At 70.2% G+C, this 26,350-nt stretch carries 32 protein-coding genes; 7 read left to right on the forward strand and 25 right to left on the reverse strand.

What is annotated here, in order from left to right:
• Positions 1 to 2: 2 nt before the first annotated feature.
• From fliN to ACYU7L_RS08815, 25 genes are all read right to left on the reverse strand, one after another.
• Positions 3 to 983 carry a flagellar motor switch protein FliN gene (fliN, locus tag ACYU7L_RS08695; RefSeq protein ID WP_460795093.1) on the reverse strand — a complete coding sequence of 327 codons (981 nt, stop codon included), beginning with the start codon at positions 981 to 983 and terminating at the stop codon, positions 3 to 5.
• Positions 980 to 1,939: a flagellar motor switch protein FliM gene (locus ACYU7L_RS08700; RefSeq protein WP_460795095.1), complete on the reverse strand. Its 960-nt coding sequence runs from the start codon at positions 1,937 to 1,939 to the stop codon at positions 980 to 982. The genes fliN and ACYU7L_RS08700 overlap by 4 nt, the downstream gene beginning before the upstream one ends.
• Before the next feature lie 91 nt (positions 1,940 to 2,030).
• Positions 2,031 to 2,504: a flagellar basal body-associated FliL family protein gene (locus ACYU7L_RS08705; protein WP_460795097.1), complete on the reverse strand. Its 474-nt coding sequence runs from the start codon at positions 2,502 to 2,504 to the stop codon at positions 2,031 to 2,033.
• The gene (locus tag ACYU7L_RS08710) at positions 2,501 to 3,412 is read right to left on the reverse strand and encodes an OmpA/MotB family protein (RefSeq protein ID WP_460795099.1); all 912 of its coding nucleotides are present in this window, start codon (positions 3,410 to 3,412) and stop codon (positions 2,501 to 2,503) included. The genes ACYU7L_RS08705 and ACYU7L_RS08710 overlap by 4 nt, the downstream gene beginning before the upstream one ends.
• Entirely contained in the window at positions 3,412 to 4,179 is a 768-nt protein-coding gene (locus tag ACYU7L_RS08715) for a flagellar motor protein (RefSeq protein ID WP_460795101.1), read from the reverse strand. Before ACYU7L_RS08715 ends, ACYU7L_RS08710 begins: the two co-directional genes overlap by 1 nt.
• Complete coding sequence (locus ACYU7L_RS08720) at positions 4,179 to 4,481, reverse strand: flagellar FlbD family protein (RefSeq protein ID WP_460795103.1); 303 nt, start codon at positions 4,479 to 4,481, stop codon at positions 4,179 to 4,181. Before ACYU7L_RS08720 ends, ACYU7L_RS08715 begins: the two co-directional genes overlap by 1 nt.
• A 172-nt stretch (positions 4,482 to 4,653) precedes the next feature.
• Complete coding sequence (locus ACYU7L_RS08725; protein WP_460795104.1) at positions 4,654 to 5,490, reverse strand: flagellar hook-basal body complex protein; 837 nt, start codon at positions 5,488 to 5,490, stop codon at positions 4,654 to 4,656.
• A 63-nt stretch (positions 5,491 to 5,553) separates the two neighbouring features.
• Positions 5,554 to 6,063: a flagellar hook assembly protein FlgD gene (locus ACYU7L_RS08730; RefSeq protein WP_460795106.1), complete on the reverse strand. Its 510-nt coding sequence runs from the start codon at positions 6,061 to 6,063 to the stop codon at positions 5,554 to 5,556.
• Positions 6,064 to 6,072: 9 nt separating this feature from the next.
• Positions 6,073 to 7,335, reverse strand: coding sequence for a flagellar hook-length control protein FliK (locus tag ACYU7L_RS08735; RefSeq protein WP_460795109.1), 1,263 nt, complete (start codon positions 7,333 to 7,335; stop codon positions 6,073 to 6,075).
• The gene (locus tag ACYU7L_RS08740; protein WP_460795111.1) at positions 7,332 to 8,321 is read right to left on the reverse strand and encodes a transglycosylase SLT domain-containing protein; all 990 of its coding nucleotides are present in this window, start codon (positions 8,319 to 8,321) and stop codon (positions 7,332 to 7,334) included. Before ACYU7L_RS08740 ends, ACYU7L_RS08735 begins: the two co-directional genes overlap by 4 nt.
• Positions 8,318 to 8,779, reverse strand: a complete 462-nt coding sequence (locus tag ACYU7L_RS08745) for a flagellar FliJ family protein (protein ID WP_460795113.1) — start codon at positions 8,777 to 8,779, stop codon at positions 8,318 to 8,320. The genes ACYU7L_RS08740 and ACYU7L_RS08745 overlap by 4 nt, the downstream gene beginning before the upstream one ends.
• Positions 8,776 to 10,101 (reverse strand): FliI/YscN family ATPase, encoded by a 1,326-nt coding sequence (locus ACYU7L_RS08750; RefSeq protein ID WP_460795115.1) that lies wholly within the window; start codon positions 10,099 to 10,101, stop codon positions 8,776 to 8,778. Before ACYU7L_RS08750 ends, ACYU7L_RS08745 begins: the two co-directional genes overlap by 4 nt.
• Positions 10,098 to 10,808 carry a FliH/SctL family protein gene (locus ACYU7L_RS08755; RefSeq protein WP_460795117.1) on the reverse strand — a complete coding sequence of 237 codons (711 nt, stop codon included), beginning with the start codon at positions 10,806 to 10,808 and terminating at the stop codon, positions 10,098 to 10,100. Before ACYU7L_RS08755 ends, ACYU7L_RS08750 begins: the two co-directional genes overlap by 4 nt.
• Positions 10,792 to 11,805 (reverse strand): flagellar motor switch protein FliG, encoded by a 1,014-nt coding sequence (fliG, locus tag ACYU7L_RS08760; RefSeq protein ID WP_460795119.1) that lies wholly within the window; start codon positions 11,803 to 11,805, stop codon positions 10,792 to 10,794. Before fliG ends, ACYU7L_RS08755 begins: the two co-directional genes overlap by 17 nt.
• Positions 11,802 to 13,391: a flagellar basal-body MS-ring/collar protein FliF gene (fliF, locus tag ACYU7L_RS08765; RefSeq protein WP_460795121.1), complete on the reverse strand. Its 1,590-nt coding sequence runs from the start codon at positions 13,389 to 13,391 to the stop codon at positions 11,802 to 11,804. Before fliF ends, fliG begins: the two co-directional genes overlap by 4 nt.
• Positions 13,388 to 13,741, reverse strand: a complete 354-nt coding sequence (gene fliE / locus ACYU7L_RS08770; protein WP_460795123.1) for a flagellar hook-basal body complex protein FliE — start codon at positions 13,739 to 13,741, stop codon at positions 13,388 to 13,390. The genes fliF and fliE overlap by 4 nt, the downstream gene beginning before the upstream one ends.
• A gap of 1 nt (position 13,742) precedes the next feature.
• Positions 13,743 to 14,138: a flagellar basal body rod protein FlgC gene (locus ACYU7L_RS08775; protein ID WP_460795126.1), complete on the reverse strand. Its 396-nt coding sequence runs from the start codon at positions 14,136 to 14,138 to the stop codon at positions 13,743 to 13,745.
• A 2-nt stretch (positions 14,139 to 14,140) separates the two neighbouring features.
• Positions 14,141 to 14,494: a flagellar basal body rod protein FlgB gene (gene flgB, locus ACYU7L_RS08780; protein ID WP_460795128.1), complete on the reverse strand. Its 354-nt coding sequence runs from the start codon at positions 14,492 to 14,494 to the stop codon at positions 14,141 to 14,143.
• A gap of 187 nt (positions 14,495 to 14,681) precedes the next feature.
• Positions 14,682 to 15,170 (reverse strand): hypothetical protein, encoded by a 489-nt coding sequence (locus ACYU7L_RS08785; protein WP_460795130.1) that lies wholly within the window; start codon positions 15,168 to 15,170, stop codon positions 14,682 to 14,684.
• A gap of 2 nt (positions 15,171 to 15,172) precedes the next feature.
• The gene (locus ACYU7L_RS08790) at positions 15,173 to 15,538 is read right to left on the reverse strand and encodes a response regulator (protein ID WP_460795132.1); all 366 of its coding nucleotides are present in this window, start codon (positions 15,536 to 15,538) and stop codon (positions 15,173 to 15,175) included.
• 113 nt (positions 15,539 to 15,651) lie between these two features.
• On the reverse strand, positions 15,652 to 15,999 hold the full coding sequence (locus ACYU7L_RS08795) for a hypothetical protein (protein ID WP_460795134.1): 348 nt from the start codon (positions 15,997 to 15,999) through the stop codon (positions 15,652 to 15,654).
• Complete coding sequence (gene fliS, locus ACYU7L_RS08800) at positions 15,996 to 16,379, reverse strand: flagellar export chaperone FliS (protein WP_460795136.1); 384 nt, start codon at positions 16,377 to 16,379, stop codon at positions 15,996 to 15,998. Before fliS ends, ACYU7L_RS08795 begins: the two co-directional genes overlap by 4 nt.
• 33 nt (positions 16,380 to 16,412) lie before the next feature.
• Entirely contained in the window at positions 16,413 to 17,828 is a 1,416-nt protein-coding gene (gene fliD, locus ACYU7L_RS08805; protein WP_460795140.1) for a flagellar filament capping protein FliD, read from the reverse strand.
• A 130-nt stretch (positions 17,829 to 17,958) separates the two neighbouring features.
• Positions 17,959 to 19,152, reverse strand: a complete 1,194-nt coding sequence (locus tag ACYU7L_RS08810; protein ID WP_460795142.1) for a flagellin N-terminal helical domain-containing protein — start codon at positions 19,150 to 19,152, stop codon at positions 17,959 to 17,961.
• 201 nt (positions 19,153 to 19,353) lie between these two features.
• Complete coding sequence (locus ACYU7L_RS08815; RefSeq protein ID WP_460795144.1) at positions 19,354 to 20,196, reverse strand: sigma-70 family RNA polymerase sigma factor; 843 nt, start codon at positions 20,194 to 20,196, stop codon at positions 19,354 to 19,356.
• Between the two features lie 230 nt (positions 20,197 to 20,426).
• On the opposite strand from ACYU7L_RS08815, the gene ACYU7L_RS08820 reads away from it, so the two are divergent.
• From ACYU7L_RS08820 to ACYU7L_RS08850, 7 genes are all read left to right on the forward strand, one after another.
• On the forward strand, positions 20,427 to 20,903 hold the full coding sequence (locus tag ACYU7L_RS08820; protein WP_460795146.1) for a flagellar protein FlgN: 477 nt from the start codon (positions 20,427 to 20,429) through the stop codon (positions 20,901 to 20,903).
• A gap of 3 nt (positions 20,904 to 20,906) precedes the next feature.
• Positions 20,907 to 22,319: a flagellar hook-associated protein FlgK gene (flgK, locus tag ACYU7L_RS08825; protein WP_460795148.1), complete on the forward strand. Its 1,413-nt coding sequence runs from the start codon at positions 20,907 to 20,909 to the stop codon at positions 22,317 to 22,319.
• Positions 22,319 to 23,218 carry a flagellar hook-associated protein FlgL gene (flgL, locus tag ACYU7L_RS08830; protein WP_460795150.1) on the forward strand — a complete coding sequence of 300 codons (900 nt, stop codon included), beginning with the start codon at positions 22,319 to 22,321 and terminating at the stop codon, positions 23,216 to 23,218. The genes flgK and flgL overlap by 1 nt, the downstream gene beginning before the upstream one ends.
• A 74-nt stretch (positions 23,219 to 23,292) precedes the next feature.
• Positions 23,293 to 23,679 (forward strand): flagellar assembly protein FliW, encoded by a 387-nt coding sequence (fliW, locus tag ACYU7L_RS08835; RefSeq protein WP_460795152.1) that lies wholly within the window; start codon positions 23,293 to 23,295, stop codon positions 23,677 to 23,679.
• Between the two features lie 37 nt (positions 23,680 to 23,716).
• Positions 23,717 to 23,953 (forward strand): carbon storage regulator CsrA, encoded by a 237-nt coding sequence (gene csrA / locus ACYU7L_RS08840; RefSeq protein WP_460795155.1) that lies wholly within the window; start codon positions 23,717 to 23,719, stop codon positions 23,951 to 23,953.
• 250 nt (positions 23,954 to 24,203) lie between these two features.
• Positions 24,204 to 25,808, forward strand: coding sequence for an MDR family MFS transporter (locus tag ACYU7L_RS08845; protein ID WP_460795157.1), 1,605 nt, complete (start codon positions 24,204 to 24,206; stop codon positions 25,806 to 25,808).
• On the forward strand, positions 25,805 to 26,284 hold the full coding sequence (locus ACYU7L_RS08850) for a MarR family winged helix-turn-helix transcriptional regulator (protein WP_460795160.1): 480 nt from the start codon (positions 25,805 to 25,807) through the stop codon (positions 26,282 to 26,284). Before ACYU7L_RS08845 ends, ACYU7L_RS08850 begins: the two co-directional genes overlap by 4 nt.
• Positions 26,285 to 26,350 lie beyond the last annotated feature (66 nt).

Consider the following 26,350-nt stretch of genomic DNA (forward strand, 5'->3'; position numbering starts at 1 on the left):
GATCAGCCCACCGAGGTGTCGGTGATGATCTCGGTGACGCGCAGACCGAAGTCCTCGTCGACCACGACGACCTCGCCGCGGGCGATGAGCCGACCGTTCACCAGCAGGTCGGCGGGGCTGCCCGCCGCCCGGTCCAGCTCGAGCACGGCGCCGGGGGAGAGCGCGAGCAGGTCCCGCACGGTCATCCGGGTCCGGCCGAGCTCGACCGTGACCTCCATGTCGACGCCGTGCAGCATCTCGATGCCGCGGCGGGGGACTGCGCCGTTCGTCTGGGGGATGTTGCCGACGGCCGGAAGCGCCTCGTAGGAGACCGCGCCGGCCTGGGGCTGCGGGGCCGCAGGCAGGGGAGTGGCTGCCTGGGGGACAGCCTGGGGCACGGGCTGGGCAATCGGCTGGGCAACGGGCTGGGCAACGGGCTGGGCAGCCGGCTGGGTCATCGGCTGGGCAATCGGTTGGGCGACCACGACCTGCGGCTCGGGCTGCGCCGCGGGGACGGGCTCGGGCTCCGCGGCGGCCTGCTCGGCCGCGGCCAGAGCAACCAGAGCGGTGCTCAGCGTCGCGTCCTGGAGCAGGACCGCGGCCGCGAAGCCGCTACCGAGGAGCGGTACGACGGTGAAGTCGGGGCCGACGTCGCCCACGATGAGCTTGAGGTCGACCTCCTTGGCGGGGCCCACCTGGGTGCCCAGCGCCGTGGCGATCACGTCGAGCGTGGGCTGCACCGCGGCGGCCAGGTCGAGGCCTCCGAGCGGGCTGGTCTCCAGCGCTGCCACGAGGTCCTGGGCGACGAGCAGTCCCAGCCGACCGGTGACCGGGCCCTGGAGCTCGGCCGTCACCCCGCCGGCGAAGGCCGCCGTGACGTGCTCGGTCCCGGGCTGGGCGCCCATGGCGACCAGGGGCTCGGCGGATGGGATGACCTCGGTCGCGGCGGTGGCCACGGCGATCGCCAGCTCGGTCAGCTGGTCGGCGAGGGGGGCGGCGGTCATTGCTTCTCCTTCGGGGTGCCCACGATGAGGGCGGCGAGACGGGGGCCACGGGCCCCGGCGGTGGCGTGGGCGAACGTGGTGCCGTCGACGACGACGTCGAGCGGGGCTGAGGCAGGGTGACCCAGGCGGAGCACGTCGCCGGGACGCAGGTCGCCGAAGTCGTCGGGCGAGAGCTGGGTCGGGCGGAAGCGGACCGCGATGTCCACCGGCACGGTCTGGAACTGGGTGGCCAGCTCGCCGGCGGCGCGGGCGCGCTGGTGGCGCTCACGCTCCGAGACGGGCGCGGGCGCCGCCGCCTTGACCATGTGCGGCAGCAGCTCCTGGAAGGGAAGGCACACCGTCATCGGGTGGCTCTTCTCGTTGATCTTCAGCTCGAGGGTCGCGACCACCATCACGTCCGAGGCGCCGGCCACCTGGGCGAACTGGGGGCTGTACTCGACGCGCAGCACCTCCGGAAGCAGGGGCAGCACGCCCGCGAGGGAGTAGCGCATCTCGCCGAGCAGCCGCTCGACGAGACCGGCGACGATGCCCGACTCGATCTCGCTCAGCGGCCGCGCCGGCTGCTTGGAGTTGCCGTGCCCACCGAGCATGTGGTCGACGCACGACATCGTCGCGACCAACGGGATGTTGAGCACGCACGAGGCGTTCAGGGGGTCGGCCGAGAAGATCGTGAGGTACGTCGAGGCGTCGAGCGAGTCGACGTACTCCGCATAGCTGCGCTGCTCGATCGACGTCAGCGTGACCGAGGAGACCATCCGCAGTGAGGACGTGAAGACCGTCGTCGCCTGGCGGGCGAAGCCGTCGAAGGCCAGCTGCAGCATCCGCGAGTGCTCGCGGGAGAGCTGGATCGGACGACGGAAGTCGTAGGGGACGGGCTCGCTACGGGTACGCCGACGGGCACGACCGGCCTGATGCGCCGTTCGTGGAGGCAGATTCGTTGCCGCGGAGGGATGCACGAACCATGCATCGGCCCCACTTCGCGGGATCTGAAGGGTCCGCGCGGATCCGTCCTGGATCCGCGCGAGTCCCCTCAGCCGCCGTCTGCGGTCACTGGGTGACGAAGTCGGTGAAGTACACCTCCATCACGTCGCCGTGGTAGTCGTGCTCCAGCTCCTTGATCAGCTTCTCCTTGAGCTCGCCGCGGTACTCCGGGTTGCTCAGCTTGTCGAAGTCCTGGCCGCTGAAGAGGTCGATCGCCGCGTCGAGAGCCTTGCTCCCATCGGCCTCGTGGGCAGTGGTGGTGAGCTGCAGCGCGAGCCCGATCTTCAGGTAGTGCCCGCCGGTCAGGTTCACCTGGATCGGCTCCATCGACACGACCTCGCCCGGCTCCGGCGGCGGCTCGGCTCCGCTCGGCTTGAGCATGAACCACCAGGCCGCGGCAGCGACCAGGACGACGACGCCGACGATCATCAGCAGCTTCTTCTTGCTGCGCGGCTCGGCGTCGCCCTTGGCCTTCTTGCCCTTCTTGCCGGTGCCGGTGCTGCCGGCAGCGGCCTCGGGGTTGATGGCTGACACGATCATCCCTCTTCTCCCTCGTTGGCTCGTCGCTCGGCCACGATGTTGTCCAGCAGTTCGCGACTCTCTGCGGGGATGCCCGAGAGGACCACGATGTCGACGCGCTTGTTGACCCGCTGCGAGCCCCGGATCTTGGGGTCCCACAGCGGCTTGGTGTTGCCGAAGGCGGACGCCGAGAGGCGGTCCATCGGCACCCGGCCCTTCTCGTTGAGCCGGCGCAGCACGGTGATCGACCGCGCGGCGGAGAGGTCCCAGTCGGTGGCGTAGTACTTCGGCGTGACCGGCACCTGGTTGGTGTGTCCGTCGACGCGCAGCGGGTCCGGGATCTGGCGCAGCACCGGCGCGAGCACGTCCACGACCCGGTTGCCGCGCGCACTGAGCGTGGCCAGGTTGGCGTTGAAGACCACGTGCTGCGAGACCAGGCTCACGACCAGCCCGCGATCGTCGATCGAGGTGAGCACGTCGGTGCCCAGGCCCTCCCGGGCGAGGGCGGCCTTGACCCGGCGGGCCAGGGCCTGCAGCCGGTTCACCTCGGCGGCCGCGGCGGCGTACTGTGCCTGCAGCTTGTCACGGTCGTGCTTGCTGATCGCGGAGTCGATGCGGGACCGCTCCTCCTGGGACAGCTGCTTGAGCGACTGGGCCGTGACCAGCTCGGGCGTCAGGTTGCTCCCGCTCTGCTCCAGGACGGTCTCGCCACCCTCCATGAAGGAGTTGGTCTGGCCGCCGAAGCCGACGGCCAGGCCGGAGCGCAGCGCGTTGTACTTCGCCTGGTCGACCTGGCTCATCGCGAACATCACGATGAACAGCACCATCAGCAGCGTCACCATGTCGGCGTAGGTGACCATCCACCGCTCGTGGTTGTCGTGCTCCTCCTCGATCTGCTTCTTGCCCTTGCGGCCACCCCCGCCCGACATCAGGCTGCCTCGTCCTCACGCTGCTCCGTGGGGAGCAGCGACTTCAGCTTCTGCGCGATGATGCGCGGGTTGGAGCCGGCCTGGAGCGCGGCGATGCCCTCGATGGCGAGCTCCATCCGCGCGACCTCCAGGTCGCTGAGCCGCTTGAGGCGGCTGGCGATGGGCAGGAAGATCACGTTGGCCGACATCACGCCCCACAGCGTCGCCACGAAGGCGCCGGCGATGAGGTGGCCGAGCTCCTCGGGGGCGCCGAGGTTCTCGAGCACGTGCACCAGGCCCATCACGGTGCCGACGATGCCGATGGTCGGCGCATAGGCGCCGGCATCGGCGAAGAACTTCGCGGCCTGCTTGTCGGCGAGCTTCTTGGCGAAGACCTCGGACTCCAGGATGTCGCGCAGCTCCTCGGGGTCGGTGCCGTCGATGGCCATGGTGACGCCGCGGACCAGGAACGGGTCGTCGATGTCGGCGAGCGAGTCCTCCAGCGCCAGCAGGCCCTCGCGACGCGCCTTGTCGGCGAGCGTCACGATGGACGGGACGAGGTCGCCGGCCGTCTGGGCCTTGCCCAGGAAGGCAGTCTTGAGCGCCTTCATGGAGGACTTGAAGTCGGAGATCGTGCCGCCGGCGATGCTGATGAAGGTCGTACCACCGAGGACCAGCAGCATCGGCGGGAACAGCAGCAGGCTCATCGGGCTGCCGCCCTCGAGGATGTTCGCGATGATGATCACCACGAACGCCATGCCGATGCCGATCAGGGTTGCCGGATCCATCAGGACTCCCGGCGGTCCGCGTTGAGCGCGGGGTGAGGAGTCACCGTGCCGAGGGTGGGTGCCCGGTGGCGCTCGTGGGGGCTGTCATGCGGCGTGGGCGCGACCTCGAGGCGGGTGCTGATCGCGATCACCTCACCGCGGTGCTCGCGGATGGCGTCGACCACGTCCTCGAGGGGCTCGGTCACGACGTACTTCTTGCCATCCACCAGGGTGACCACGGTGTCCGGTGTCGAGTCGACGCGCTCGATCAGGTCGGAGTTCAAAGCGAACACCGATCCCGAGAGTCGGGTCAGATAGATCATGAGACGCACCGTCCTTGTGCATGACTGCGAGTGGCCGTCCGTGGCAACTCAATAGATAGTTTCGGCGGCCCCCACCTCGATCTGAGGGGTTGAGCCGAGGTAAATGCGACCCGCTCGGGCGTACGACGGGGCACGCCCGCGTGGGCGGGCCCCGTCGAGGCCTGGTGAGCGGTCAGCGCTTGATGTTCACGAGCTCCTCGAGCACCTGGTCCGAGGTGGTGATCACGCGTGAGCTGGCCTGGAAGCCGCGCTGCGCGAGGATCAGGTTGGTGAACTCGGCGGCGAGGTCGACGTTGGACATCTCCAGGGCGCCGCTGATGAAGGTGCCGAGCTGGCCCTCGCCGGAGGCCCCGACGACGGCGTCGCCGGAGTTGGCCGTGACGCGGTAGCTCGTGCCGCCGACCTTCTCGAGACCCATCACGTTGGCGAAGTTGGCCAGGGCCACCTGCGCGATGTCGCTCTGGGTGCCGTCGGCGAAGAGCCCGCGGACCTTGCCGTCGGACCCGATGTTGTACGACGTGAGCTTGGGCGTCGCGTTGAGCGGCAGGGTGATGTCGCCAGGAGCCCCGGTCCGGAGGCCGGTGGCGGGGTCCACGGCGTAGCCCTGGACCCGGTTGCCCTCGGGGTTCACCAGGGTGCCGCTCTCGTCGAACGTGAACGCGCCGGCCCGGGTGTAGAGCGTCTCGTTGCCCTTCTGGATCACGAACATGCCGTCGCCCTGGATCATCAGGTCGGTGGTCTTGCCGGTGGTCTGCGCGGAGCCCTGGCCGAAGTTGGTGCTGGTGGCGGCCACCTGGACGCCGAGGCCGACCTGGATCGGGTTGGTGCCGCCGCGCTGGGCGTTCTCGCCGGAGGCAGCGGTGAGCATCTGGCTCAGCGTGTCGGAGAAGACGGTGGTGCTGGACTTGAAGCCGGTGGTGTTGGCGTTGGCGATGTTGTTGCCCGTGACGTCCAGCATGGTCTGGTTGACGCGGAGGCCGCTGATGCCGGCGAAGAGTGAGCGAAGCATGGTGGGGTTCCTCTCGGGAGGGTCAGGCGCCGGTGGTGGCGCCGGTCGTGCGGGACGGGAAGGTCAGGGGGTCTCGGGCGTGGCGCCCGTGGGAGGAACGGTCGTTCCGGTCCCGGACTGAAGGGGGGCCCCGACAGCAGGCAGGGCGGCAGCAGGCAGGTTGGCCACGACCGACTGGACCTGGCCGAGCGTCACCTGGGCGCCGTTGACGTCGAGCATCGGGCCGCCTGAGCCGAAGGAGACCGAGCCGACCGGACCGGACTTGGTCACGCCCTCGGCGTCGAGGTAGGTGACGTTCTTGCCCACCATGTTGCTCGCGCCGAAGGTCACCTGCGCGCTGACGAGGGCCGCGGTCTGGTCGGCGACCTCCTGCATCTTCTCCAGGGAGGTGAACTGCGCCGACTGGGCCAGGAACTCACCGGAGTCGGCGGGGTTCAGCGGGTCCTGGTAGCGCAGCTGCGCCACCAGGAGCTCGAGGAACATCTGCTTGTCCTCGCCGTTGGCCGCAGCGGCTGCCGACGGCCCACCGGTGTACATCCCGGGGGCGACGCCCTCGGTTGCGGTGATTGACACGTGTCCTCCTCAGACGGTCACGTCGATGCCCGCGGTGCGGGCGCCGGTGACGGGGTCGACTCGATGGGGCGAGGTCGCCGCACCGTCTGTGCCGTCCATGGCACTGCTGCTTCCACGCGTCCCTGCGTGCTGGTCTGTGTTCGGCTCCCCGTCGGGGTCGCCGTCGCCCGAGCCGGACGCGCCGGATCCCAGGTCGCTCAGGAAGTCCGAGCCGTACTGCTGGCTCAGCTGCTGCCCGAACTGCTGGCTCGTCTGCTGGCCGGCGGTCGACTGGCTGACGCCGGGGGCGCCGCTGGCCAGGTCGCGGACCACGATGCGGGCGTCGCCGTTGCCGATGGTCTCCAGGAGCCTGCGCAGCTCGGAGCTCCCGTTGAGCAGCGACTCCTGCGCCTCGGCGCCGGCGGCCAGACTGACGACGAGCTGCTCGCCTGGACGCGAGATGAGCACGACGCGCACCTCGCCGAGGTTCTCGGGCTGCAGACGCAGCGTCAGACGCTGCATGCCGTTGCCGTTGCCGGCGATGCGGACCACCTCGGGGAAGACCTGCTCGGTGACCCGTGCCTGCGCGGCCGGGGCCGTGCCGTCCACCGCGGTGGTGGCGACGGTGGCGGTCGGGCCGTTCACGCCGAGCCCGGTGGGGGCCGGCGCAGCCTCGTTGGCGGCGGTCATGCCGGCCGGGATCGCGCCTGTTCCGGTCGTGGCACCAGTGCTGGGTCCGGTCGGCGCAGCCGCATCGAAAGCACCGTCCGCCGCAGTGGAGGTGGGGCTCGTGAGGGACCCGGGGGTGGCACCCGGCTGCGGTGTCTGCGGCTGACCGCCGGTGCCGGGGCGCGAGGAGCCGCCGCCGGGGATGCCGGCCGTCGGGGCCGCGAGGTCGGCGTCGGCGAGCGCGGCGGTTCCGCCGGTCTTGGCGTCGGTGGTCCCATCGGCATCGGGCGCGGGGGCGGCGAGCTGTGCCGCTGCCTCCGCCGTGGCCGGACCGCTCGCCGGGATCAGCTGTGCCAGGCCGGGGGGCACGGGGGCCCACGGAGCAGCGGTGTCGACGTCCGCGCCGTCGGCAGCCGCGGGCGCCTCCGCCGGGGTCTCCTCGGCCGCCGGCTCACCGGTGCCCGCGTCGACCGGGACGGCCGGCCCACCCAGCAGCTGCTGGACGAGCGCGAGGAACTCCTCGCCGGCCTGGGCCGAGCCGGAGGCGTCGCGTCCGCCTGCTGATGGCGCCGCCACGGGCGATGCCACCGGCATCGGCCCGACGGGAAGTGCGGTCGAGCTCATGACTGTCTCACCATCGCTAGCACGGAACGGACGTAGTTCTGGGTCTCGGCATAGGGCGGGATGCCGTCGTAGCGGATGACCGCACCGGGCCCGGCGTTGTACGCCGCGAGCGCGAGATCGGTGCGCCCGAAGCGGTCGATCAGGGTGTCGAGCAGCCGGGCGGCGCCGTCCACGGCCTGGGCCGGGTCGAACGAGTTGCGCACTCCCAGGCCCGCGGCCGTCGCCGGCATCAGCTGCATCAGGCCGCGCGCGCCGGCCGGGCTGACCGCGGTCGGGTTGTAGCCCGACTCCTGCTTGGCGACGGCGGCGAGCAGCGTGGCGTCGACGCCGTACTTGGCGGCCGCCGCGTTGAAGAGCGCGGAGTACGGCGTGCTCGCGGAGACGCGGGAGCTGCCGGACGCGCTCGACGCCGCTGAGACGGACGAGGCAGGTGCCTCGTTGACGATCCGGCGGATCGCGGTGGGGGTCTCGTAGACCGGCGAGATCTGGACGCTCTTGCCCGGACGCGGGGCCTCGATCATCTGGTTGTTGCCCAGGTAGATCGCGACGTGGTTGACCGGCGACTTGAACGCCAGGATGTCCCCGGGCTTCGCCTGGGCCAGGCTCGACACGGCGGTCCCGGCGGTGGCCTGCTGGTAGGAGACCCGCGGCAGGTCGTGGCCGAGGTTGCGGTAGACGAGCTGGACGAGTCCGGAGCAGTCGAGGCCCTTGTCAGGGTCGGTGCCGCCCCAGACATAGGGCACGCCGAGGTACTTCTTCGCCTCGGCGACGACCTCCTCGCCCTTGGTGCTCCCACCGGCGCCGCCAGCGGCGTTCGTCGCGGTGGTGCCGCCGGCGCGCTGGAGGGCGTCGGCGAACTCGGTGCCGGAGGTGGCGCTGGTCGCGCCGGAGGTGCTGGCCGCACTGATGCCCGAGGGCGCAGGGACCAGCGCTGCGAGCTGTGCCTGGATCTGCCCGATCCGCGCGGTGACGTCGATGATGCTCATCGCAGCGCCTCCTCTCGGGCGACTCGCTTGGCGTGGCCTCGTCGCCACACGTCGATCGCGGTCTCGTCGAGGTCGCGCTCCTCGCGCTTGGCACGCTCGGCGCGGCGCTCGGCGGCCCGGTTGGCGAGCAGGGTCTCGACGGCGGCGAGCCGGCTCTTGTCGCTGGTCCAGCGCTCACGCGCGGCCATCGTGACCGTCTCGGCCGACTCGAGGGCGTGGCGCGTCTCGATGGCCACCTCCGACCAGGACAGCACGGTGCGCTGACGGTCGAGGAAGGTGCCCAGGTCGCCCGAGGCGTACGGCGCGAGCGTGGCGAGGTGCTCGCGGATCATCGTGAGCCGCTCGGCCAGCTGACGCTCGTCGGCCAGCGCACGGACCAGGCCGATCCGGCTGTCGCGCTCGCGCACCGAGCGGACCCGGGCGACGGCGCGCAGGCCGGGGTCGTGGACGGTCTTCACGAGGCCACCAGGTCGATCAGGCGCTGCCAGGTCTCAGCCGTCGGCGTGGCGTCGTCCATGTCCTGGCGCAGGAAGTCGTTGATCTGGGGGAGCAGCGCCAGCGCGGCGTCGGCGTCGGCGTCGGCACCGGCGACGTACGCGCCGATCTCGACGAGCTCGCGGACGTTGCGGTAGGCCGCCATCAGGCGACGCAGGTGCGAGGCCGCCTTCTTCTGCTCCGGGGAGCAGATCGCGGAGGCGACCCGGGAGATCGACTCGAGCACGTCGATGCTGGGGAAGTGGCCGGAGGTCGCGAGCGACCGGGCCAGCACGATGTGGCCGTCCAGGATGGAGCGGGCGGCGTCACCGATCGGGTCCTGCATGTCGTCGCCCTCGACGAGCACCGTGTAGAGGCCGGTGATGCTGCCGTCGGCGGAGGTGCCGGCGCGCTCGAGGATCTGGGGGAGCAGGGTGAAGACGCTCGGCGGGTAGCCGCGGGTCGCGGGCGGCTCGCCGGCGGACAGGCCGATCTCGCGCTGGGCCATCGCCACGCGGGTGAGGCTGTCCATCATCAGCACGACGTCGCGGCCGCTGTCGCGGAACCACTCGGCGATCCGGGTGGCGACCAGCGCGGCGCGCAGCCGGACGACCGGCGGCTCGTCGGAGGTGGCGACGATGACGACCGAGCGGGCCAGGCCCTCGGGGCCGAGGTCGTTGTCGAGGAACTCGCGGACCTCGCGGCCGCGCTCGCCCACCAGGGCGATCACGGAGACCTCGGCGTCGGTGCCGCGGGCGATCATCGAGAGCAGGCTGGACTTGCCGACGCCGGAGCCGGCCATGATGCCGATGCGCTGGCCGCGACCGCAGGCGGTGAGGGCGTCCATCGCGCGGACGCCGAGACCGAGCTGCTCGTCGATGCGCGGACGGCTCATCGCGGGGGGAGGGGTGTTGTCGACCGAGACCGAGGGGAGGTCGAAGATCGGCGGGCCGCCGTCGAGGGGACGCCCGAGTCCGTCGAGCACGCGACCGCGCAGGGCCTCGCCGACGTTGATGCGCAGCGGGCCGCCGGTGGAGCGGACGTGGTCGCCGATCCGCAGACCGGTGGTGGAGGCGAGCGGGAGGCAGACGAGGCCGGCGGGGCCGCTGGCCACGACCTCGACGGGCACCGGCGCGGGGCCGACGACCTCGAGCAGGTCGCCGACGGCGGCCGGCACGCCGGTGATGCGCACCGAGAGGCCGAGCAGCTCGGCGACGCGGCCGAGCGTGCGGGGGCGTACGGCGAGGAGCGCGCGCTGGTGCAGGTCGGAGCCGACCAGCTGGCGCATCGGGAGGTTCGACGTCATCGCAGGACCTCCGCGAGCCGCTCCAGCGCCGTGCTGATCCGCAGGTCGATCACGGCCTCGTCGGTCTCCACCAGCGCCTCGCCGGAGGCGAGCTCGTGGTCGGGGACGACCTCGACGCCGAGCTCGGCCAGGCCGGCGACGGCCTCCGAGCCAAGCGCGCCGGATTGCAGTGCGCCGGGGTGCAGCCGGACCCGCACCGCCGCGCCCCGGGGCAGCACCGCGAGCACGCGTCGTACGACGTCGGCGCCGGGGTCGGCGGCGATGGCGACCTCACGGCCGAGCACCTCGTGGGTGACGCTGAGGGCGAGCTCGGTGGCGTCGTCGGCCAGCTGGGCGCACACGTCGGCGGCTGCGTCCTGGAGCTGCTGGGCGGCGAGCAGGAGCCCCTGGATCGCGGTCTGGTGCTCCGCCTCACGACGCTCGGCGTCGCGACGGTTCTGCACCAGGAGCGCGTGCGCCTCGGCGACCGCCTTGTCGTGCGCCTCGCGGCGACCCTGGGCCCAGCCCACGGCATAGCCCTGGGCCCGGGCGGCCGCCCGCGCCTGCTCGGCGAGGCCGCTCAGGTAGTTCTCGGTGACCTCGTCGCCGAGCACGGTCGACTGACCGAGCCGGGTCCAGGTGCCGGTGCGCAGGTCCGGGCTGGGGGACAGGGTCGAGACCGCCGCCCCCTCGCCGCCGCGCAGCACCGGGTCAGAGAACGAGCTCATCGTCGTTGCCCCTCCGGACCATGATCTGACCCTGCTCCTCGAGCAGGCGGATCGTGCGGATGATGGACTGCTGCGCCTCTTCGACCTGGGCCAGGCGGACCGGGCCGAGCAGCTCGACCTCTTCGAGGAGGGTCTCGGACGCACGCTCGGACATGTTCTTGGTGATCTTGTCGCGGACGATGTCCTGGACGCCCTTGAGCGCCAGCGCCAGCTCGGCGTTGTCGACCTGACGCAGCACCTGCTGCACCGAGCGGTCGTCGAGGTTGATGATGTCCTCGAACATGAACATCTTGTTGCGGATCTCCTCCGCGAGCTCGGCGTCGATGGCCTCGAGGCCCTCGACGATCTGACGCTCGGTGGAGCGGTCGGAGCGGTTGATGATGTCGACCAGGGGGTCGACGCCGCCGACGCGGGAGAGCTCGGCCGGCTGCAGCACCGACGACAGCTTGCGCTCGAGCACGGACTCCACCGAGCGGATGACCTCGGGGGAGGTCCGCTCCATCACGGCGATCCGGTGCGCGACCGCGGCCTGCTGGTCGGAGGGCAGCCCGGACAGCACGAGGGAGGCCTTGTCCGGCGTCATGTGCGCCAGCACCAGGGCGATCACCTGCGGGTGCTCGTCCACGATGAACGAGCGCAGCTGGGCCGGGTCGGCGCGGTGCAGGAACTGGAACGGCATCTTCACCGCGGCGGCCTGCAGCCGGGCCATGATCTCGGCGGCCTTCTCCACGCCGAGCGACTGCTCGAGCATGTTGCGGGCGAAGGTCAGCCCGCCCTGGGTCATGTTCACCCGGGCCTTGGCCATCTCGGTGAACTCGGTGAGCACCGACTCGGTCTCGGAGGCGCTCACGGAGTCGAGCTGGGCGATCTCGGCGGAGATCGCCTCGACCTCCGCGTCGGAGAGGTGGCTCAGAACGTCGGCGGCCTTGTCCTTGCCGAGCTGGATCAGCACGATGGCGGCCTTGCGGACGCCCAGGGTGGCGAGTGCTCCCATCATGGGCGGTCCACCAGCCATCCGCGCAGCAGGGTGGCGACGTCTTCGGGCTGACGCTCGACCAGCGAGGTGAGCTCGTCACGCAGCTCGTCGGCGGCGTTGCCCTCGGCCGCCTCGAGGGCGGTCAGGGCCGGAGAGGTCTCGAGGACCGGCTCGGCGGCGACGCGGGCGGCGTTCTCCTGGCGCAGCTGCTCCACGACGTACGACGTGGCCTGGGCGCGTGCCTTGGCCCGCTTGCGGCCCTTGAGCCAGGCGAGGAGCAGGGCGAGCAGGACGACGACGACGATGGCGATGTTGCGCAGCATCTCGCGCTGCTCGGCCTTGGCAGCGGCGGCGGCGGCGGCGGCCAGCTCGGCGGCGGCCGCGTCGTCGGCACTGCGGTCGAAGGGCATGGTGGAGACACGGATCGTGTCGCCGCGCTCCCGGTCGATGCCGGCCCCTGCGGCGAGCAGGGCCTGGACCTCGACGGGGTCGATCGCCACGGCGGTGGCGGAGTCGAGGATGACGGCGAAGTGGATGGAGTCGACGCTGCCGGGGGCGGCCTCGCGGGTCTCCTTGACGGTGTCGAAGGGGTTGTCCTCGGTCACCGACTCCTTGTCGTAGGCGGACTCGCCGCCGCCTGTGCCGGTGTTGTCCATCTGCCCGTCGGGGCCGACGACGCCGCCGGCCTGGGCATTGGCGCCGGGACCGGTGTAGGTCTCGGTGGTGCGCGAGGACGACAGCGGCGGGTCCTCGGGGTCGGACTCATAGGTGACCGACTCGGAGACGGCCTTGTCGAAGTCGAGGTTGGCGGTCACCTGGACGGTGGAGTTGCCGGGGCCGACGACCTTGTCGAGCATGGCCTGGACCCGGGCGCTCATGTCGTTCTGATAGTCGCTGACCTGCTGGTTGCGCGTGGTGGCGGCGCCTCCGGAGGCGCCGTCGGTGCTGGACAGCACCCGGCCCTCGGAGTCGGCGACGGTGACCTTCTCGGGGTCGAGGCCGTCGATGCTGGAGGCGACCAGGTGGACGACCGCCTGCACCTGCTCGCCGTTGAGCGTGTTGCCGGGAGCCGTGTCGACGAGGATCGAGGCGGTGGCCGGCTCCTGCTCGTCGGCGAAGACCTGCTTGGCGGGCAGCGCGAGGTGGACGACGGCGGTGTTGACGCCGGAGATGCCCTCGACCGTGTTGGCGAGCTCGGCCTCCATGGCGCGCTTGAAGTCCGTCTGCTCCTTGAACTGCGAGGTGCCGAGGCCCTGGTCGTCGAGGAGCGAGTAGCCCTCGTCGCTGGAACCGGGCAGACCCTCGCCGCTCAGCGCGATCCGGGTCTCATAGACCTGCTCGCGGGGCACCATGATCGTGGCGCCGCCGTTCTCGAGCTTGTAGGGGATCGCCTGGGAGTCGAGCTCCTCGATGACCGCCGAGGCGTCCTCGGAGGCGAGGTCGCTGAACAGCGGCGCATAGTTGGGCGTCGAGACCCAGCGCAGCACCAGGAAGCCGCCCATGAGCAGGGCCGCCACGCCGACGAGCGCCACGGCCCGCTGGCCGATCGTGAACGACGAGAAGATGGTGCGCAGCCGATCGAGGCCGCGCAGGGCGTTGTCCTTCATCCGATCGGGATCCGCATGATCTCGTTGAACGCCTCGATGGCCTTGTTGCGCACCGCGACGGTCAGCTGGGTGGTGACCTTGGCCTCGGTGGCCGCGGTCGTGTAGTCGTGGATGTTGTCGAGGTCGCCGGTGGCGGCCTTGACGGCCAGCGCGTCACTGCGGTCCTGGACCGACTCGAGCCGCTCGATGCCGTCGAGCAGCAGGTCGCCGAACGCCTGGTTGACCTGCGGGGTGCCGCTGGGGCCGGAGACACCGCCGCTGGAGGCGAGGCCGTCCAGGCGGTCGGTGGTGGCGACCTGCGGGGGGACGTACGGCGTGAAGCCGATCGCCTCGATGCCGGGGACACTCATGTCAGCCACGTCCGATCTGGAGGGCAGCGCCGTAGGTTTCCTGCGCGTTCTTGGTCACCTGGACCGAGGCCTGGTAGCCGCGCTGGGCCATCACGAGCTGGGTCATCTGGCTAGACATGTCCATCTCGGGGAGGCGGATGTAGCCCTCCTCGTCGGCCAGCGGGTGGTCCGGGCTGTGCACCATCCGGCCCTCTGGGTCGCTGAGCGCCACCCCGCTGACGGCGACGCCGCTGCCGTCGGGACGGGCGCTCACCATCAGCATCTGGGACTGGAAGGCGGCCCCGTCCGTGCTGGTCGCGGTGTTGGCGTTGGCGATGTTGTGGGCCAGCGAGTCGAGCCACGTCTGGTGCATGCCCATCGACGAGCCGGCGATGTTGAGCAGGTTGAAAGCAGTCATGATCAGGCCCCTGCGATGGTCGAGAGGATCGTGGAGCGGTCCGAGACCGCCCGACTGATCACCTGGTACTGGAACTGGGACTGCACAGCGGCGAGCGTCTCCTTGCGGAGATCGACGTTGTTGCCGTTGGCGCCCACGGGGGTGTTGGTGGGGGTGCTCGCGATGGCGGGCTCGGCGCTCAGGTCGCCGGTGCCGATCGCGGCACGCAGGGAGCTCTCGAACTCCACGCTCGTCGCCCGGAAGCCCGGGGTGTCGACGTTGGCGATGTTGTCCGCGATCACCTGCTGACGGGTGGAGAGCCCGTCGAGGGCATAGTTGAGGACCGCGCCGACAGAGTCGGGGATGGCAAAGGACACGCTTGCTCGGCCTTCCAGGAGGAAAACGAAGTCGGTGCCAGTCCATCGGCGGGGGAGGAGCGATCCTTGCTCGCAGCATCCTTCGGCCATGCCGGAGGGGTTCTTAAGGGATCGCCAGAAAACAGCAAGAACCCGCCCTTTCGGGCGGGTTCACTGTGGTCTTGCGGGGTGCGTGCTGGACCAGGGCTCAGCTGAGGATGACCGAGAGCCGTCCCGAGCCATAGCCGGGGATGTCGAGTACCACGTCCTCGCGGCGGCCCAGGGTGAGGGCGCGCACGAGCATGTCGTGGGGGATCGGGTCCCCTGCCGGGTGCATGCCATAGAGGCGCACGTGGCCGGCGTTCTCGACGTTGAAGATCGACGCGGCGATGTTGAGCGCCTCGTAGAGGTTCTCGGCGATCGTCTCGTCGAGCGCGCCGGCCGCGATGACCGACTCCGCCTGCTTGACCGGCACCAGCCCGAGGGCGGCGCCGAGGTAGGCCGACATCTTCAGGTCGCACACGATGACGCCGGTCACCCGGAGCATGTCGTCGACGAAGGCCGCGATGCTGACCGGCGTCTTCGGGCCCGGAGCGAGCGGAACGCCCGGCGTCAGCGTGACCGGCTTGTCCAGCAGACCGGCGAGCAGCTCCCGGATCTGCATCGGGGTGGGGAGGTGCGTGGGCAGGCTGCTCATGGCTAGGCCCCCACAGCGGCGCTGAGGACCTCGTCGAAGGCCTCGGGCGTGAACGGCTTGGCGATCAGGAACGCGGCACCGGTGCTCGCCGCCCGGGTGCGCATCTCCTCGGAGCCCTCCGAGGTGACGAAGCCGAAGGTCACGGTGGACCCGGCGGCGCGCAGCGCGGCGAGGCAGTCGATCCCGTTCATCTCCGGCATGTTCCAGTCGGAGAGGATCAGGTCCGGCGGCGAGGCCAGCGCGAGGTCGAGGCACTCCTTGCCGTTGCCGGCCTCGACGATGTCGTGCCCGCCCCAACCGGCCTGGCGCAGCGTGCGGATGACGATCTGGCGCATCACGCGGCTGTCGTCGGCGACGATGATCTTCACGGGAGGGTCCCTTCGAGTTTCGTGATTGTTCGGCGTCCGCCGGAGCGGAGAGCCACGTCCCTACCATCGGGCGGGAGGGCTCTGTCTTTAGCGGATTCGGCCGGAAGTGGCCCTCAGGCCTGGATGTCGAGGTACAGCGCCGGCCCCACGCCGCGCACAGAGGCGCGACCGGTGGCGCGGTCGACCCGGTCGGCGAAGGCGTGCTGCTGACGGCTGGCGTCCAGCCGCTGCTGGAGGGTGTCCTGCACCCGCCGCTGCCGCTCGAGCAGGGCCAGCGCGCGCTCGACGAGGTCGTCGGGGATCGGGCCGTCGAGCTCGGGCTCGTCCCAGCTGGCGGGGGGAGCGACGGTCGCGTCCTCGTCGAGCAGTCGCTCGGCGCGCATCACGTCGAGCTCCAGACGATCGAGGGCCGTCTCCCACACCAGGTGGCGCCGCTTCTCGGGAGAGAGCCGGTGGTTCATGCGCTCGCGGAGACCGTGGCCATCGCCGCGTCGCGCCAGGCGTCGCGCAGCTGGCTGACCACGTGCAGGCAGAACGTCGTGATCTCGAGGTCCTTGCCCATGTTGGCGCGGACGAGCTCGGTGTGGAGGTAGTCGTAGAGAGCGCCGAGGGCGGGTCCGCCGGACCAGGCCTCCGGCTTCAGGCTCGAGCGCAGCTCGAGGACGATCTCCTGCGCGTGCAGCAGCTGCTCGTGTGCCACGGACCTCTCGCCCGTCTGCAGAGCCGTCGCCGCGCGCTGCAGGTCGAGGACCAGCCGCTCGTAGAGCATCACCAGGAGTGATGCGGAGCTCGCGGTGGACACCGACGCGTTGAGGTAGGTGTTGCGTGCGTTCGGGATCATGGCTGGCCTTCCGGGGTCAGGCGCTGGGTGGGGCTATCGGGAGGAGTAGGACGGGAGGGAGTTGATCTGGCCTGCCAGCCAGCTGCTCTGGCTGTTCATGTTCGACAGGGCGACCTCGAGAGCGTTGAACTGACGCGAGAGGGTGGTGCGCCGTAGCTCCAGGCGCAGGTCCCAGGAGTCGATGTTGTTCTGAAGCCGGTCGATCGTGGACTCTCGTCCCTTGACCGCTCCCGTGACGGTCCCGGTGGTCGGGTCGCTTGCGGCCTTGGACACGATCTCCAGTCGGGCGGCCCAACCGTTGGTCGAGCCGGGGACGTCGGGGTCAGCCTTCGTGAACTGGGCGGCGACCGCGGCCGGGTCGGCCGCGTAGGCCTCCTTGAACTTGGCCTCGTCGAAGACCAGCTTGCCGGCGCGGTCGGTCTGGATGCCCATCCCGGCCATCGTCGTGTTGCCGGAGCCGAAGACGGTGTTGAGCAGGGCACTGCGCACGCTGCGTGCGGTGGCGTCACCCGCGAGGGTGCCAGCCTTCGCGGCGCCCTTGGCGCCGGCGGTCTGCTCGTCGATCCAGCCGAGAGCGGTGTTGAGCTGGTCGACCAGCCCCTTGACCGAGGAGACCAGGCTGGTGGGGTCCTGCTTCACCGTGACGGTCGAGATCGTCTGCGGCGATGCAGCAGTGGCCTTGTCGGCGGTCACGGCGTTGTCGGCGATCGTGATGCTCACACCGGGCGCCACGTCGGCGAACGTGTTCGTGGCCGAGGTCAGCGTGAGGCCGGCTCCCAGGGTGATCGCCGCGTCGGTGCCGATGCGTGCCCCGGGGGCCTGCTGCGCGAGGGGGGTGCCTGCGGCCGTCCCACCGGCATCGTCGTAGGAGAGCGTGAAACCGGACGCCGCGCCGGTCTTGTCGGCGGTGACGACGAGGCCGTACTGGGCGCTGCCGTCGGCCGCGGCGCCGGTGCGGACGACAGTGGCCGTCAGCCCGGTCTTGTTGTCGGTGTCGTTGATCGCATCGGCGAGCCCCTGGAGGGTGCCGTCCGTGGTCAGCGTGATGGGCGACTTGGTCGGGTCGGTGAAGTCGAGCCGCATCGGGCCGGTCGTCACTGCCGGGGCGTCGGTCTTCGCTGCGAAGGAGAAGCTGACCTGGTGGGCAGTGGCGACGGAGGTGACGCCGACGGTGAAGTTGGTGGCCGCGGCGCTGGCGCCTGCGGTGACGGTGACCTGCGAGCTGCTCGAGGTCGCCTTGAGGCCCTGCCAGGTCTCAGCCTTGGCGAGGGTGGTGGCGGCGCTGCCCAGCGTGGCGATCCGGGTGTTCAGCTGCTGAAGAGCTGAGAGGGTCGACCTCTGGGATGCCTGCTGGGTCTTGAGGCGGTTCTGCGGGATGGCCTCGAGAGGCATCAGCTGATCGACGATTGCGGCGCCGTCGAAGCCACTGAGTCCGCCGATGCTGGCCATGACCACTCCTGAAGTCGAGACGGGCGAGGGCATGAGGGCCCTCGGGAGCCCGGTGGGACGCGGGTTGCGCGTCCCACCGGGACCGGGGTGTTGTCAGCTCAACCGCGAGAAAGCGGAGGAGCCAGGTGGATCAGCGCAGCAGGGAGAGGACGCCCTGCGGGGCCTGGTTGGCCTGGGCCAGCATGGCCGTGCCAGCCTGCGACAGGATCTGCGAGCGAGTGAAGTTCATCATCTCGGACGCCATGTCGGTGTCGCGGATCCGGCTCTCGGAGGCCGACAGGTTCTCGACGGCCACGTTGAGGTTGTTGATGGTGTGCTCGAAGCGGTTCTGCAGGGCACCGAGGTCGGCGCGGGAGGTGGAGACCTTCGCGATGGCCTTGTCGATGCTCTTGATCGCCACGTCCGCGCCGCTGGCCTGGGTGAACTTGACTTCGCGAGCACCGAGCTCTGCAGCGTTCTCGGTCACGCCCGCACCAGCCGTCTTGGCGGCAGCGCCGGTCACGACGAGATTGCTGCCAGAGACTGTGGCAGTCGCCGCGCCAGCACCGAGCGCGGCGGTCATCTGCGTGTTGAGTGCAGTCGTCCGCTTGGTGACGTCGTCGTCGGTCGCGGCGTACTTGACGCTCGCCAGGTCGAAGCTCTTGCCGTTGACCGAGATGACGCCGTTCAGGTCGTCGAAGCCGTCGCGCGTGGTGAGATTGGCGGTGACCGTCTGCACCGACGCAGTACCTGCCGTGGTGTCCACTGTTGCGGCGCCGCCCGACGTGGCGGCGGTGGTGCCACCGACCGTGGAGACGTCGACAGCCTGGACGCCGAGACCGGTCGCGCTCATGTCCTGCGCGACCTTCACGGAGATGTTCTCGCCGGTGTTGGCACCCACCTGGAACTTGCCGTCGTACTTGCCGTCCAGCAGGCTCTGGCCGCTGAACTTGGTGGTGTCGGCGATCCGGGTCAGCTCCGACTTGAGCTGGCCCATCTCGGACTGGATGTTGTCCTTGGCGGCCTGGTCGAGCGAGCCCGTGTTGGCGCCCTGGACGGACAGGTCGCGCATCCGCTGCAGGATCGAGTGGGTCTCGGTCAGTGCACCTTCAGCAGTCTGGACGACGCTAACGCCGTCCTGGGTGTTGCGGACGGCAACCTTGAGGCCACCCACCTGCGAGCGCAGGCCCTCGGAGATCGCAAGACCGGCAGCGTCGTCGGCCGCGCGGTTGATGCGGAAACCGCTCGACAGCTTCTCGAGCGACTTGGACATCTGACCCTGGGTGACCGACAGGTTGCGGTACGAGTTGAGGGCGTCGATGTTCTGGTTGATGCGGAGGCTCATGATGGGTTCCTTCCCAAAGGTTCTGTTTGTCTTCTGGAGTCCGTCCGTGGGCTCCGTCGAGATGACCTATCGGCGGTGGGGGTGGGCGCCTGAAGGAAAACGCGGAAAAACTTCTGACCGGTTTGCGGCGCTCGCAAATGGCAGCAGCACCAGTGCCCTCGGCACTGATGCTGCTGGTGACTGCCTGCGATCCGCTGGTGGTCAGGCGGTCGCGTCGAGCGTGTCCCGCACCGGACGGCGGATTCCGGCCGCGTGCCGGGCGGCAACGGCGGCGAAGTAGGACTCGCGACGCTTGGCCGCGCAACCGTCGGGACGAGCGGTCGCCGGGACCAGGTCGGGGTCGAGCTCGCGGTTGAGTGCGTCGCGCAGCAGGACCAGTGCCTCGGCCCGCATCTGGGAGACGCGCGACTCCGAGACGTTGAGGGTCTCGGCGATCTCGGCCATCGGGCGTTCGGCGAGGAAGTACTGCTCGACGACCAGACGCAGCCGCTCGGGCAGCTCGGTGATCGCCTCGGTCAGGTAGATCAGGCGCTCCTTGTGCTCGGCGGCCTCCTCCGGGCTCGGCAGGGCGCTGACCAGCATCTCGGCCATCGGCGCGTCCTCGGAGGCTTGCAGCGAGAGGACCTGGGCGCGGGCGACGTCCTCGTCGTTGGCGGTGATCTCGTCCACGCGCAGACCGGTCGCGGTGGCGACCTCCTGCTCCGTCGCCGGCCGGCCGTACGCCGTGGCGAGGGCGGTGCGGGTGTCGGAGAGGTCACGAGCGCGGCGACGCACCGAGCGGGAGGCCCAGTCGATGCTGCGCAGCTCGTCGACGATGGCGCCGCGGACCCGGGTGGCGGCATAGCGGGGGAAGGGAACGCCGCGCTCAGCGTCATACGCGTGGCCCGCCTGGACGAGTGCAGCGAGGCCCGCGGACGTCAGGTCATCGCGGTTCACATGGGAGGGCACCCGGCTCATCGTCTCGCGGACGATGTGGCCCACGAGGCCCATGTGGGAGCAGATGAGTTCGTCAGCCTCGGCGGAGGCGGCGCGCAGGTCGGTCACGTGGAGGATCCTGTGGCAACCGCGAACCGGTTGTCCGGAGTTCAGGCAGAAGTCGCGCCTTCCCCCGTATGAAGTCGTCGTAAACCTCGGAGCGCGAACTTATTTCCGTCGTGATCTTTCGAGGGATTCCGTGCGAAAACGACTCAGGTCGTCCCGACCTCACGCCGATGCTCTCTCCTGACAGGCTCTGGAGCGGAGCCTGCGCACCCCTAACGTGAGGAGCCGGGCGGATGGAGAAGCTGTCGCTCATCCTGTGGCGCGAGCGGGAGCTGCTCGAGACCTTGCACTACAAGCTCGAGGTCGAGCAGCTCATCATGGCCGCCGGAGAGACGCGTTGGCTGGCCCGCGCCGCCCGCGAGGTCGAGGAGCTGCTGCAGGTGATCCGTGAGACGGAGATGCTGCGCGCGATCGAGGCCGACACCGTCGCCGCCGAGGTCGGGATCGACCCCAACCCCAGCCTCAGCTCCCTCATCGAGGTCGCGCAGGAACCGTGGGCGAGCATCCTCACCGAGCACCGCGAGTCGTTCGCGACCGTGACCGAGCACATCATCCGTGTCGCCGAGCTCAATCGCAGCCTGATCGCCGCCGGGTTCCGCTCGGCCCGCGAGACCCTGCTCAACCTGGGCGGCGGCATCGCGACGTACACCCCCGAGGGCGCCGCCGTGACAGCACCGCTGCGCGCCGCCCGTCTCGACTGGAGCCTCTGACACATGAGTGGATCGTTCTCCTCCATCAACACTGCGTTGAGCGCCATGCGCTTCCAGCAGATCTCGATGGACGTGGCCAGCAGCAACGTGGCCAACGTGAACACCGACGGCTACGTCCGCCGCCGGGTCGTCGGCGAGACCATGGGTGCGGCTGCACAGCCGGCCATGTGGTCACGCGGCGGCGAGGGCGGGACCGGCGTCCGGTCCACAGGAGTCGATCGGATGGTCGACCCCTTCCTCGACGCGCGCTCCCGTGTCGAGCACGCCAACCAGTCCTACCTGGACGCGCGCGCCACCACGCTGGCCCGAGTCGAGACCGGGCTGGCCGAGCCGGGTGAGAAGGGCGTCTCCGCCGCGATCGGCGACTTCAAGAAGACGCTGGGCGACCTCGCCAACGCGCCAGGCAGCGACGCCTCTCGCGCCCAGATGCTGGCCGGTGCCGCGACGGTTGCCGACGCGTTCCGTCTGCAGGCGCGCAACATCACCACCGAGCAGAGTGACCAGCGCCAGCAGCTGCTCACCGTCCGCGACGAGGTCAACACGCTGGCCTCCGACCTGGCCGACACCAACCGCAACATCCTGGCCGCCAAGAATGCCGGCCTCGACGCCAACATATTGCTCGACGCGCGCGACCAGCTCTCGATGCGGCTCTCCGAGCTGACCGGCGCCACCGGGACGATCCAGTCCGACGGCACCATGGCCGTGACGCTCAACGGCGTCGACCTGGTCAAGGGCAAGGACGCCGGCCAGCTGCAGATCAGCGGTGGCGTCGGCGCCGACGGCGAAGCCCTGGCGAGTGACGTCAGCTTCGCGATCGTGGGCCCGACCGGCTCCACCACGGCAGTGCCCGGCGCGATCAGCGGCAAGGCCGGCGCCATGCAGAGCCTGCTCAACGACACGCTCCCCGACTACCTGGCCGACCTCAACGCCGTGGCGGCGTCATTCGCCAACGCGGTGAACGCCCAGCACGCGCTCGGCTTCGACGCCGACGGCGCCCCCGGCGGCGCGGTCTTCGACGTCGGTGGGGACCCGGCCCGGGTGGCCGAGGTGCTGAAGGTGCACGCCGACATGTCCGGCCCGGGCAAGGTGGCGGCCTCCGGCATCGCCGGCACCCTGGACTCGAGCAACGCCGAGGCGATGGCCGACTCGATCAACGCCGCCGGGATCGAGGACAGCTACCAGCGCCTGGTCAACAGCTTCGGTAGCCAGGTCGCCTCCGTGCAGCGCCTCGCCTCCAACCAGAGCACGCTGACCAAGCAGGTCGACAACTCCCGTGAGCAGATGGCCGGGATCAGCCTCGACGAGGAGATGGTGAACATGCTGACCGCTCAGCGGGCCTATGAGGCGGCCGCTCGCGTGATGACCACGATGGACTCGGTCCTCGACACCCTGATCAACAGGACGGGGCTGCGCTGATGAGCGTCGGACGCGTGACCCAGCGGATGATGTCCGAGGGCTCCCTTGCCGGACTGCAGCAGAGCCTCGCCCGCTCGGCCAAGCTCCAGGAGCAGCTCTCCACCGGCCGGATCATCAACCGGCCCTCGGACTCGCCGACCGACACCACGTCCTCCATGCGGATCCGCTCGGCACTGGCCGAGCAGGACCAGTTCGTCCGCAACGCCGACGACGGCCTCGCGTGGCTCAGCCAGGCCGACAGCACGCTGTCCTCGATCGGCGACCGGGTTCGCCGTGCCCGCGAGCTGGCCCTGCAGGGCGCCAACACGGGCGCTGCCGGTCCGCAGGCCCGTGAGGCGCTGGCCACCGAGGTGGACCAGATCCGCGAGAGCCTGATCGCGCTGGGCAACACGACGTACCTCGACAGGCCCATCTTCGGTGGCGTCACCGCGGGCGCGCAGGCCTATGACAGTGACGGACTCGCCCTCGACCCCGCCTCGATCAACGGCAAGGTCGAGCGCACCGTGGCCGACGGCGTCCGGGTGGCGGTGAACATCAGCGGCACCGCGGTCTTCGGTGACGGTCCGACCTCGCTTTTCCAACAGCTCGAGGACCTCTCGGCCGACCTGCGCGCCGGAGACAGCGCCGGGATCCAGACCGGGATCGGGGCGCTGGCGAGTGCCGGTGACCGGGTCGCGACCGCGCAGGCCGAGATGGGCACGCGTACGACGCGCGTCGAGGCGGCCCGGCAGGCGGCCGACGACACCAAGATCACCATGTCGTCGTCGATCTCCGAGCTCGAGAACGCCGACTTCGCCAAGACCGTCGTCGCCATGCAGTTGCAGGAGTCGGCCTACCAGGCCGCTCTGGCCGCCACTGGCCGCGTCATGCAGCCCAGCCTGCTGGACTTCCTGCGATGAGCGTCGCAGTGCTGAGCGGCGATGCTGTGTCGCCCTGCCATGATGAGGTCGTGTCCCGAGCCGCAGGAGAAGACGTGACCGACGTTCCGGTGATCGAGCTGGTCCAGCCGATGCCTGGCTTCCCCGACCACCGACGCTTCGCGCTCGTGCGGCTCGACGAGCAGAGCATGCTGGCGAGCCTGCGCTCGCTCGACGACCCGGAGCTGCGGTTCCTGGTGGTGCCGCCGGCGCAGTTCTTCCCCGACTACGCCCCCGAGGTCGGACTCGACATCGCCGCCGAGCTGGGCATCGAGTCGGCCGAGGACGCGCTGCTCCTCGTGGTGCTTACCGCCGGCGCGTCGCTCGAGGACACCACCGCCAACCTCGCGGCCCCGGTCGTCATCAACACCTCGACGCTGCGCGCCGCCCAGGTCATCCTGGACGCCGCCCAGCTGCCGGTCGCCGCGCCGCTGCTCGGCTGAAGATCGGCCGGCTGGTCCAGCACGGTAGCCTTCCCCCATGCTGGTATTGAGTCGTCGCGCAGGCGAGAGCATCGTGATCGGTGACGACGTCACCATCACGATCCTCGACGTCCGCGGCGACGTCGTGCGCGTCGGCATCGAGGCTCCCCGCTCGATCAAGGTGCACCGGGCCGAGCTCCTGCGCGAGCTCGAGGCCAGCAACCGCCAGGCCGCGTCCCCCAGTGAGGACGCCGTAGCCTCCCTCAGTCGCGCCCTCCGCGAGCGCAAGGACTGACCCGGCGCAAACGCGCCCTCTGAGACCCGCGAGTCGGCGCAAACGCACACGCCGTACGCGCCGAGTCGGCGCTAACGCGCCCTCCAGAAAGCGTGAGTCGGCGCAAACGCACCCCCTGACGCCGCCGAGTCGGCGCTAACGCGCACTCCGAGAAGCCTGTGGTGACAGCTCGTCGATGAATGGTTGTGAATCGCAACCAGTCGGCGTAATGTGGTTAGTCCAACCAATCTCGCCCAGAACAGGTCCTCTCTTGGCCAAGTCCACCGCTCCCGACGCGCAGACTGATCCGGTCGCCACCATGCCCGTGGCCGGCGCTCCCGCGATGACCCACCGCGAGGTGCTCGAGGCGCTCTCGGGTCTGCTGCTCGCGATGTTCGTCGCGATGCTCTCCTCGACGGTCGTCTCCAACGCCCTGCCGCGGATCGTGACCGACCTGAAGGGCACCGAGTCGGGCTACACCTGGGTCGTCGTGGCGACGCTGCTCACGATGACTGCCTCCACACCGGTGTGGGGCAAGCTCGCGGACCTGTTCAACAAGAAGATGCTCGTGCAGACCGGGCTGGTGATCTTCACTGCCGGGTCGCTGTGGGCCGGCTTCGCCGACAGCATGGGCGAGCTGATCGCCGCTCGCGCGGTGCAGGGGCTCGGCGTCGGCGGTCTCACCGCGCTCGTCCAGGTGGTCATCGCCTCGATCGTCTCGCCGCGTGAGCGTGGCCGCTACTCGGGCTACATCGGTGCGGTCTTCGCGGTCGCGACGGTCTCCGGCCCGCTGATCGGCGGTCTCATCGTCGACACGTCGTTCCTCGGCTGGCGTTGGTGCTTCTTCGTGGGCATCCCGGTCGCGGTCGTCGCGTTCATCGTGCTGCAGAAGACGCTGCACCTGGAGACGGTCAAGCGCGACGTCAAGGTCGACTACCTCGGCGCGATCCTGATCGCCGGCGGCGTCTCCCTGCTGCTGGCCTGGGTCTCCCTGGCCGGTCACCAGTTCGACTGGGCCTCGCGGGAGACCGCGGCCCTGGTCGCCGGTGGTGTAGTGCTCATCATGCTCGCCGGCCTGGTGGAGGCCCGGGTGGCCGAGCCGATCATCCCGCTGCGCCTCTTCCGTGACCGCACGATCGCCCTGGCCACCCTCGCCTCGGTGATGATCGGCGTCGCGATGTTCGGCTCGACGGTCTACCTCTCGCAGTACTTCCAGACCGCTCGCGGCATGACCCCGACCCACGCCGGCCTGATGTCCGTCGCGATGGTCGGCGGCCTGCTGGTCTCGAGCATCGGCACCGGCCGGATCATCTCGACCACCGGCTTCTGGAAGCGCTACCTGGTCGGCGGCATGGTCTTCGTCATCGCCGGCCTGGCCCTGCTCTCGACCATCGACGACTCGACCTCGCTGGTCGTGGTCGGCGTCTTCATGGCGATCCTGGGCGTCGGCCTCGGCGCCACCATGCAGAACCTCGTGCTCGCTGTGCAGAACACCGCCGCCCAGAGCGAGATGGGCGCCGTCAGCTCGCTGATCGCCTTCTTCCGCTCGCTCGGCGGCTCCGCCGGTGTCGCGGTGCTGGGCGCCGCGCTGAGCCACCAGGTCGTCGACGGTGTGCGCACCGGGCTCACCGATCTCTCCCGCCAGACCGGCAAGCCGATCGAGCTCGAGGGAAGCGCCAACACCATCCCCGACATGGACGCGCTGCCGCCCGCCGTACGCGCGATCTTCGAGGCGGCGTACGCCGACGGCACGGCGCACCTGTTCCTGATCGCGGTGCCGTTCGCCGTGGCCGCGCTCGTGTGCGTGCTGTTCATCAAGGAGGTCCCGCTGCGGACCACCATCCACCGCGAGGACGAGCTGGAGAGCGTGCAGTGACCCCCGCTAAGACGACGGTGGACACCCTCGCCGACGAGGCTCGCCGCACGCAGGAGCTCCTCGCCCTCGAGGCGCAGATGGCGTTCCTCGGGCGTCGGCTGCGGCGCAAGCTGACCCAGCAGGCGCAGGACATCTCGCCGGGGCTCGGCATCAACAGCTATGCCGTGCTCGAGGTCCTGGCCCAGCGCGGCGGTCGCCGTCAGGGGGAGGTGGGCGAGATGGTCGGGCTGGAGAAGGGCGGGCTGAGTCGCGCGGTCAACGACCTCATCGAGCTGGGCCTCGTGTCCCGTCAGACTGACCCCGACGACGGGCGGGCCCACCTCATCGACCTCACCGGCGACGGCCGCGCGCGGATGAACGAGCTGCACCACGTGCGCCGCGATCGCTTCCGCAGCCGGATGGACGAGTGGTCACTGCAGGACCTGCAGGATCTGTCGTCGCTGCTGACGCGCTACAACGCGACCTGGGGCGTCTGACCAGGCTCCAGATCCGCGTGACCCGGCTCGAAATTCGCGTGACCCGGCAGAACCTTCTGCCGGGTC

The sequence above is a fragment of the Nocardioides pacificus genome (assembly GCF_054775955.1).